This window comes from Christiangramia portivictoriae DSM 23547 (genome assembly GCF_000423045.1).
In the GTDB taxonomy this organism is placed as follows: domain Bacteria; phylum Bacteroidota; class Bacteroidia; order Flavobacteriales; family Flavobacteriaceae; genus Christiangramia; species Christiangramia portivictoriae.
Genome location: NZ_KE383971.1, coordinates 1 through 8,289, shown reverse-complemented (window position 1 = coordinate 8,289; position 8,289 = coordinate 1). Strand labels below are relative to the sequence as shown.

The 8,289-nt window shown below is 40.8% G+C and carries 3 protein-coding genes and 1 rRNA gene; 2 read left to right on the top strand and 2 right to left on the bottom strand.

The annotated features are described in order from the left end of the window. The coding region (locus G529_RS16615; protein ID WP_422678727.1) for a hypothetical protein at positions 1–1,239 on the bottom strand (1,239 nt) is incomplete at its 3' end. 460 nt (positions 1,240–1,699) lie between these two features. Between G529_RS16615 and gltB the strand changes: the two genes are divergently transcribed. Both gltB and G529_RS0108315 read left to right on the top strand, forming a co-directional pair. Next, entirely contained in the window at positions 1,700–6,211 is a 4,512-nt protein-coding gene (gltB, locus tag G529_RS0108320; RefSeq protein WP_026915090.1) for a glutamate synthase large subunit, read from the top strand. Between the two features lie 2 nt (positions 6,212–6,213). Then, positions 6,214–7,674, top strand: a complete 1,461-nt coding sequence (locus tag G529_RS0108315) for a glutamate synthase subunit beta (RefSeq protein ID WP_026915089.1) — start codon at positions 6,214–6,216, stop codon at positions 7,672–7,674. A gap of 341 nt (positions 7,675–8,015) precedes the next feature. On the opposite strand, the gene rrf is transcribed toward G529_RS0108315, so the two are convergent. Further along, positions 8,016–8,125: ribosomal RNA gene (gene rrf, locus G529_RS0108310) — 5S ribosomal RNA — on the bottom strand. Positions 8,126–8,289 lie beyond the last annotated feature (164 nt).

The following is an 8,289-nucleotide window of genomic DNA, read 5'->3' as shown; positions in this document are numbered from 1 at the left end:
CTGATAGGTAAAACCATCCCCAAGATCTGCAGTACTGAATGTTGCCATAGCGCCAGCACAGACTGATTCATCATCTACCGATGGTGCGGGATTGGAAATCTTAGTTATTATAGCCGAATCTGACTCAGAACTACAATTCCCGGAACCGCCAATTCCAGTTCCTATGGCTATAACCGAATATGTTCCAGCATCGTTTACAGAAATAGTAGATGAAGACTCGTTCTCCAAAGTCACTCCATCTTTCTTCCACTCAAATGTAAGCGGCGATAAACCACCATCAACCTTCGCTACAAGGTCCACCGGGAAGTTTTCCGCACATTCGGTTATATCATCAATCGTAACTTCTGGCTGAACATTGAATCCTCCACCAAGATAGTCTTCGAGAACAGACGTTACTACAGAGGACGATCTGGTTTCTACAAGAAAAGACGAAAAACAGGTATCGGCAAGATTAAGACTGGCTATATCTATAAAACCTTCAAAAAAAGTAATTGGTGGTTGATTGTTTGGCGTAGGATCATTTTTAGCCTGGTGTGGCCATGGTGTCGATTCATGATCTATATTTCTATAAGCGTTCAAGGTATTGTTGGTTGTATTCAATTGTACTAAGGTTTTAGAACTTTGCGGAATAGTACCGTTACCAGCACCAACCCACTTAAATGCATTAACGGTCCCGATGGCTCCACCATTCGTAACTTCTACCACTATGAGAATATCCCCAACTTCGTGAATTCCTGAAAAAGAACCATCAAGACTCTGAACATCCTGTTGAAATAACCAGAAACCTATATTCGTTGTCCCTTCTGAAGATAGCCTGTTTCCGAAGAAATATATAATGCCATTAATGAGGACAGCGCCTCCCTGACCAATATCGCTTTTATCACTGGAGGTTCCTGCTTGATTCTGCCAACTAGAAAGATCAATATGATCCTTGGTGTTACCTCCTATAAAGCTTCGATCGGGTTCAGTAGTACCATCATCAAATTGAATTCCGGTGGTAATACTGTTGGGGTACACAACCTGAAGATTACCATTATACACGTCCTCCCAATCCAGTTCTCCATCACGATTGGTTGCGGAAGATTGCAGATCAGGATTGTTACTATAACAATCACCATCAGTAAAGCCAGGCAATATTTGGGAATGTACTTCAGTGTACACAATTAAAGACATTGCGAGCGCAATTAGATACGAAAGTCCGGAAACTTTGAAATGTGGAGAGAAAGTAATTTTTTCCATAATGATTGATTTAATGGTTAGAACCATAACAAGCATTAAAAAGTAAAAGTAGACCGGGCAGTCTTCAATAAGAAAATAGAGTATAAAGTTTGACCTGTATAGAACAGTTTGTAGTGCAGAACTGCACTGGCTCATCGAGGGGTGTAAAACGAATTTTCAGTAAATACAGACACTTACAGCAGATGCTAAATCACTGAATTTTAATTAGTTAAATTTAGTGAATTTTACCACTCGATATCCTAATTTTTTTAAGAATTGTCTAAAATAGGGGAAAACCCTTAGTTCAATCTACATTGCTTCGAATTGAAAAAATTGATTTTTACGCCCTTTAATTTTAAATATTCTCAATCAAAAGAACTCAAATTATTAAATCCTGAAAAGTTCTGGTTTCCAATGAATTCAGGTAAATCCTTTGATCAGTTTTAACTAACTTTAAGAGATTTATATAGATAATGAACTTATGGGAATAAAGGAACAGGGGTTGTACTCTCCTCTAAACGAGCGTGATAACTGTGGAGCAGGGTTTATATGTAATTTGAATGGGGAAAGGACCAACTATATCATTCACAAGGCTATTGATATTCTTATTAGATTGGAGCATCGTGGTGCAGTAAGTGCCGATGGTAAAACGGGAGATGGTGCAGGAATTCTTATAGAAGTACCTCACGCTTATTTTAAAAAGGTGTGTGAGTTTGAAATACCTGATTTTCGGGAATATGCAGTAGGAATGTTATTTCTTCCGAAGAATAAGAATCAGGCTGAACTTTGTCGTAGTATTTTTGAAAAGCATGTCGTGAATCAGGACCTGGAAATTCTGGGCTGGCGTAAAGTCCCGGTAAATCATACCTGCCTTGGGAAAATGGCATCAAATGTTGAACCCGCGGTTGAACAGGTTTTCATTGGCAAGAGAACTGAAATAGACGAACAGTCTTTTAATAAAAGATTGTACTCTGCCAGAAAAATTGCCGAGCACGAAGTTGAACACTCTGGCCTGGCGCAAAGTGATTATTTCTATTTTTCAAGCTTATCTACCAATACGATCATCTACAAAGGCTTACTAATGCCCCAGGATATCAATATCTACTATAAGGATTTGAATGATCCCGAGGTAATCACAAAACTCGCCCTGGTGCACCAGCGTTTTTCTACCAATACCTTTCCAACATGGGACCTGGCACAGCCTTTCCGGTATATGTGCCATAATGGTGAAATCAATACGCTTCGCGGGAATCTGAGCAGGATGAAAGCGCGAGAAGAACTTTTCGAGAGTGAAGAATTTGGGGCTGATATCAAGAAGATCATTCCGGTAATTCTGGATGGCAAATCAGATTCAGCTTCAATGGATATGGCGCTGGAACTCCTGTTACAAACCGGAAGATCACTGCCGGAAGCCATTATGATGATGGTTCCTGAAGCCTGGGAAAAAAATCCTTCCATGGAACAAAGCAAAAAAGCTTTCTATGAATATAATGCCTGTATCATGGAACCATGGGATGGACCCGCCTCTATTCCGTTCACCGATGGTAATTACATCGGGGCACTCCTGGATAGAAATGGATTGAGACCTTCACGATACACGGTTACTAAAGACGGTTATGTAGTAATGTCGTCTGAAACCGGGGTCCTGGACATAAAACCTGAGAATGTTTTAAAACATGGAAGACTTGAACCAGGAAGAATGTTTCTGGTAGATATGATTGAAGGTCGAATCATCGAGGATGAAGAAGTAAAAGAAAAAATTGTTTCCAAGCGTCCATATCAGCAATGGCTGGATGACAACCTGTTACATCTGGCAGATGTAAATTACACGGGAAATCAAACACCTGTTGAAGATGTTGATTACATTACCAGATTAAAACTTCATGGTTATACTTATGAAGATATAACCACCATTATAAGTCCCATGGCATCAAATGGCAAAGAAGCTATTGGATCTATGGGAACCGATATTCCACTGGCAGTACTTTCAGATAAACCTCAATTATTATTTAACTATTTCAAGCAGTTGTTTGCCCAGGTAACCAATCCGCCTTTAGATGGAATAAGGGAAGAGATTGTTACAGACATTAGCCTTACTATTGGAGAGGATATTAATCTATTCGATATCGTTCCGGAACAGGCTAAAAAGCTTAAAATTCAAAATCCGGTTATTTCCAATGAAGACCTGGATAAGATCAAATATATCGACTATCCTGGCTTTAAGGCCAAGAGTATTTCGATGCTTTATTCCGCAGAGAAAGGTATGAACGGGCTGGAGGACCGGCTGGATGAAATGATCCTGGAAATTACAGATGCTGTGGATGATGGCTGCAATGTCATTATCCTTTCTGATAGAAATGTAAACAAAAACCTGGCGCCAATCCCGTCTTTGCTGGCCTGCTCCTATGTACACCACCGTGTAAAGGATTATAACCGTAGATCGAGTTTTGGAATTGTCATCGAATCTGCAGAGCCTCGAGAGCCTCATCATTTTGCAGCACTCTTCGGCTATGGTGCCAGCGCGATCAATCCATACATGGTCAATGAAATTATTTATGACCTCGTAGAAAAGAAGGAGATTGAGATCGAAGATCCTGAAGTTGCGGTAAAGAACTTCAATGTTGCAATTGGAAAAGGTATCATCAAGATCATGAATAAAATCGGGATCTCCACATTGCTCTCTTATCGTGGATCTCAAATCTTCGAAATACTTGGGCTCAATAAAAAGTTTGTGAACAAATACTTCTGCAATACTCCAACAAGAATTGAAGGAATAGGTTTATATGAGGTAGAAAAGGAAATTCAGAAACGATATAAACATGCATTTTTTCCTCCGGAAACAGATTCAGATCTTGACCTGGAAATTGGTGGGGATTACCGCTGGAGAAGAAATGGCGAACGTCATGTTTTTAATCCTGCCAGTGTAGCCAAATTACAGCAGGCAGTCAAACAAAATAGTTATGATACTTATACTGAATATTCCAGGATCATTAATGAGCAAACCGAAAGGCTAATGACCATTAGAGGAATGTTCAAATTCAAGGATTTGAATCCTATTCCTATTGAAGAGGTCGAACCATGGACAGAAATTGTAAAACGTTTCAAGACAGGTGCGATGTCCTTTGGTTCCATAAGTAAAGAAGCACACGAGAATCTGGCAGTAGCCATGAACCGTATCAAAGGAAAAAGTAACTCGGGAGAAGGTGGTGAAGATCCAGGTCGTTTTCAAAAGGATATTGATGGAAACTGGAGAAATTCAGCAATTAAACAGGTCGCTTCAGGAAGATTTGGTGTGAGTATCGATTATTTATCGAATGCCAAAGAAATTCAGATCAAAATGGCTCAGGGTGCAAAACCCGGTGAAGGAGGACAGTTACCTGGCCCGAAAGTAAATCCTGATATTGCTAAGACAAGAAATTCCACGCCATATGTGGGATTGATCTCTCCGCCTCCTCATCATGATATCTATTCGATTGAAGATCTGGCGCAACTCATTTTTGACCTAAAGAACGCAAACCGGGAAGCTAGAATTAATGTAAAGCTGGTTTCCAAAATTGGTGTGGGAACTATTGCCGCCGGTGTGGCAAAAGCAAAGGCAGATGTGGTTCTAATTTCAGGATACGATGGAGGAACCGGAGCGTCTCCGCTTACTTCTCTAAGACATGCAGGATTACCCTGGGAACTTGGAATTGCGGAAGCTCAGCAAACCTTATTACTGAATAATCTGCGAAGCAGGATCGTAGTAGAATGTGACGGACAATTAAAAACGGGCCGTGATGTAGCCATCGCATGCTTGTTGGGAGCTGAAGAATTTGGTTTTTCAACAGCACCATTGGTAGCATCTGGATGTATCATGATGCGCGCCTGTCATTTAAATACCTGCCCTGTGGGAATTGCAACCCAGGATCCTGAATTAAGAAAGAATTTTAAAGGCACACCAGAAAATGTGATCAATTTCATGTATTTCATAGCGCAGGAATTGCGAGAGATCATGGCCCAGCTGGGTTATCGCAATATCAATGAAATGGTAGGTCAATGCCAGAAACTCGATATGAACAAGGCGATCAAACATTATAAAGCCCAGGGAATAGACCTTTCAAACATATTACATAAGCCGAACTTGAGTGAACAGGTTCCACTGTCAAATACTGAGAAGCAACTACACAACCTGGAAGGTGTTCTGGATTTTGATATCCTGAAGCATGCTCACCCGGCAATCTATCGAAAAGAACAGGTTACACTGGAATATCCTATTGATAATACCAACCGCACAACCGGAGCCATAATCAGTAACGAGATATCTAAAATTCATGGCGCAAATGGACTACCTCCAAACACGCTGACTTTGAATTTTAAAGGATCTGCAGGACAAAGTTTTGGTGCATTCGCCGCTCGCGGACTCAACCTGAATATTGAAGGGAACTCAAATGATTACTTCGGAAAAGGTCTCTCTGGTGCGGTTCTGTCTATTCGGAAACCAAAGGAGGCGACTTTTTCTTCAAAAGACAATGTGATCATTGGAAACGTTGCCTTGTACGGTGCAACTGCTGGTGAAGCTTATATAAATGGAATTGGAGGAGAACGTTTTTGCGTTCGAAATTCCGGAGCGAAAGCAGTGATCGAAGGAATAGGTGATCATGGATGTGAGTATATGACCGGAGGAATTGCCGTCATTCTTGGAGGAATAGGTAGAAACTTCGCAGCAGGTATGAGTGGTGGTATAGCTTATATCTATGACCCAGATCATCTAATAGACCGTAATAAATTTAATATGGAAATGATCGAATTCGAACAACTTTCCGAAGAAAATATTGCGGAGATTGAAGATTTGATCGTGAAGCATTATCAATACACAGAAAGTGATGCGGCCAGAGAAATATTGAATAACTGGGAAGAAAGTAGCTCAGGCTTTATTAAAATCATGCCTACCGAATATAAAAAGGCATTACAGAAAATGAAAGAAAACAATGAGCAAACTCTTAAAACGGCGTAAGAATGGGAGAGATTAGAGGATTTTTAGAATACGAAAGAAAAGACGAGGAAAGAATATTACCTGAGGATAGAATTAAAAATTATAATGAATTCCAGATGGAGTTACCTACACAGGAACTCAAAAAGCAGGGAGGCCGATGCATGGATTGCGGAATACCTTTTTGTCATTCTGGCTGCCCTTTAGGGAATCTAATTCCAGATTTTAACCATGCCGTTTACAAAAATGAATGGCAAAAAGCGCTGAACATTCTTCATGCTACTAATAATTTCCCCGAGTTTACCGGTAGATTATGTCCTGCCCCTTGCGAGTCGGCTTGTGTTCTAGGCATTATAGAGCCTCCTGTAGCGATAGAAATGATCGAGAAGTATATTGTGGAAAGAGGATTCAAAGAAGGCTGGATAAAGCCTGAAATACCTCCAACGCGAACCGGCAAAAGTGTTGCCGTGATTGGTAGTGGACCTGCCGGACTTGCCGCTGCCCAACAATTGAACAGAGCTGGTCACGAGGTGACAGTTTTCGAACGCGGTGCCAAACCTGGCGGACTTTTACGATATGGTATACCAGATTTTAAATTAGAAAAGAACGTTATAGACCGAAGACTCGAAATTCTAAGAGCTGAAGGAATTGTTTTTGAAACAGAGACAGAAGTTGGAAACAACTATGATATAGCAGAGTTGGATGCTTTCGATGCAGTCGTTTTATGCGGCGGGGCTACGGAAAAAAGGAAGCTACCCATTCCAGGATCTGATGCTGAAGGTGTGGTACAGGCAATGGATTTTTTAACCCATAACAATCAGCATGTTGATGGCTTGCATAACCTGGACGATAAATATAACGCTAAAGGAAAAAATGTAATTGTGATTGGAGGGGGAGATACTGGTTCAGATTGTGTTGGTACTGCCAACAGGCACGGTGCAGAGTCGGTAATCAATTTCGAGATCATGCCCTTGCCGGCATCACAGCGCACCAAAGATAATCCCTGGCCATACTGGCCTTTTACGATGAAGACGAGTTCTTCCCACGAAGAAGGAGTTGAAAGAAACTGGAGCATACAAACTAAGGAGTTTATCAGGGATGAGAGTGGTAAATTAAAAGCTCTGAAAACCGTGGAGGTAGAATGGATCAAACAACCTGGCTCAAGGCCGCAGCTTAAAGAAGTGGAAGGCTCGGAAAAGGAATGGCCTTGTGATCTTGCACTGCTTTCACTCGGCTTCACAGGTCCAGAAAAATCTCTGGCAGAAAAAATGGGACTGGAAATAGATGAGAGAACAAATATTAAAGGAAATAAATCCTATACAACTAATAAGAAGAACGTATTTGTTGCCGGTGACATGCGCAGAGGACAATCACTTATAGTATGGGCTATTTCTGAAGGGCGCGAAGCAGCATATCACGTCGATAAATTTCTGATGGGTAATTCAAAATTACCTGTAAAGGGGGATGGTGATCTTCCGAAGGTTTAGGACAGACGCATAATAAAATTTAAAAACACTAAAGCAGCCAGTTGGCTGCTTTAGTGTTTCTATAGGATACCGGCATCGTAATTTGAGGAACTATAGGATGTATGATAAACACACTGCAGTGATAGCTACTACTCTCTTACAATTCTATCGATTATGTAAAAAGAGGAGCGCAAAAGCTTGATATAGCTGTATAAATGACTCTGGTATAATAGTACAATTAATAATTCCATAATAACTGATTTCAACACAGACAGGTAGTTGTTGTACGCTATGATACGTTTCAATACTTCACATTATTGCATAAAAAAACCCTTCATCGGTTTGATGAAGGGTTTCTAAGAAGAAGGCGGCGACATACTCTCCCACAATACAGCAGTACCATCTGCGCTAACGGGCTTAACTACTCTGTTCGGGATGGGAAGAGGTGAGCCCCGTTGCTATAGCCACCTTAAAAGGTAAGTTATAAGCCTCGAGCTTAAAACTGTTCTAATTGCTTAGAACTAATATCGTTGACATGATTAAAGAAACAAAAAAGTTACAAGTACCTGTACTACTCTTATAAAATAAGCATTTGGCGGCTCTGAGGTTTTGCGGCCTCAGAGCCATCGCGCATCA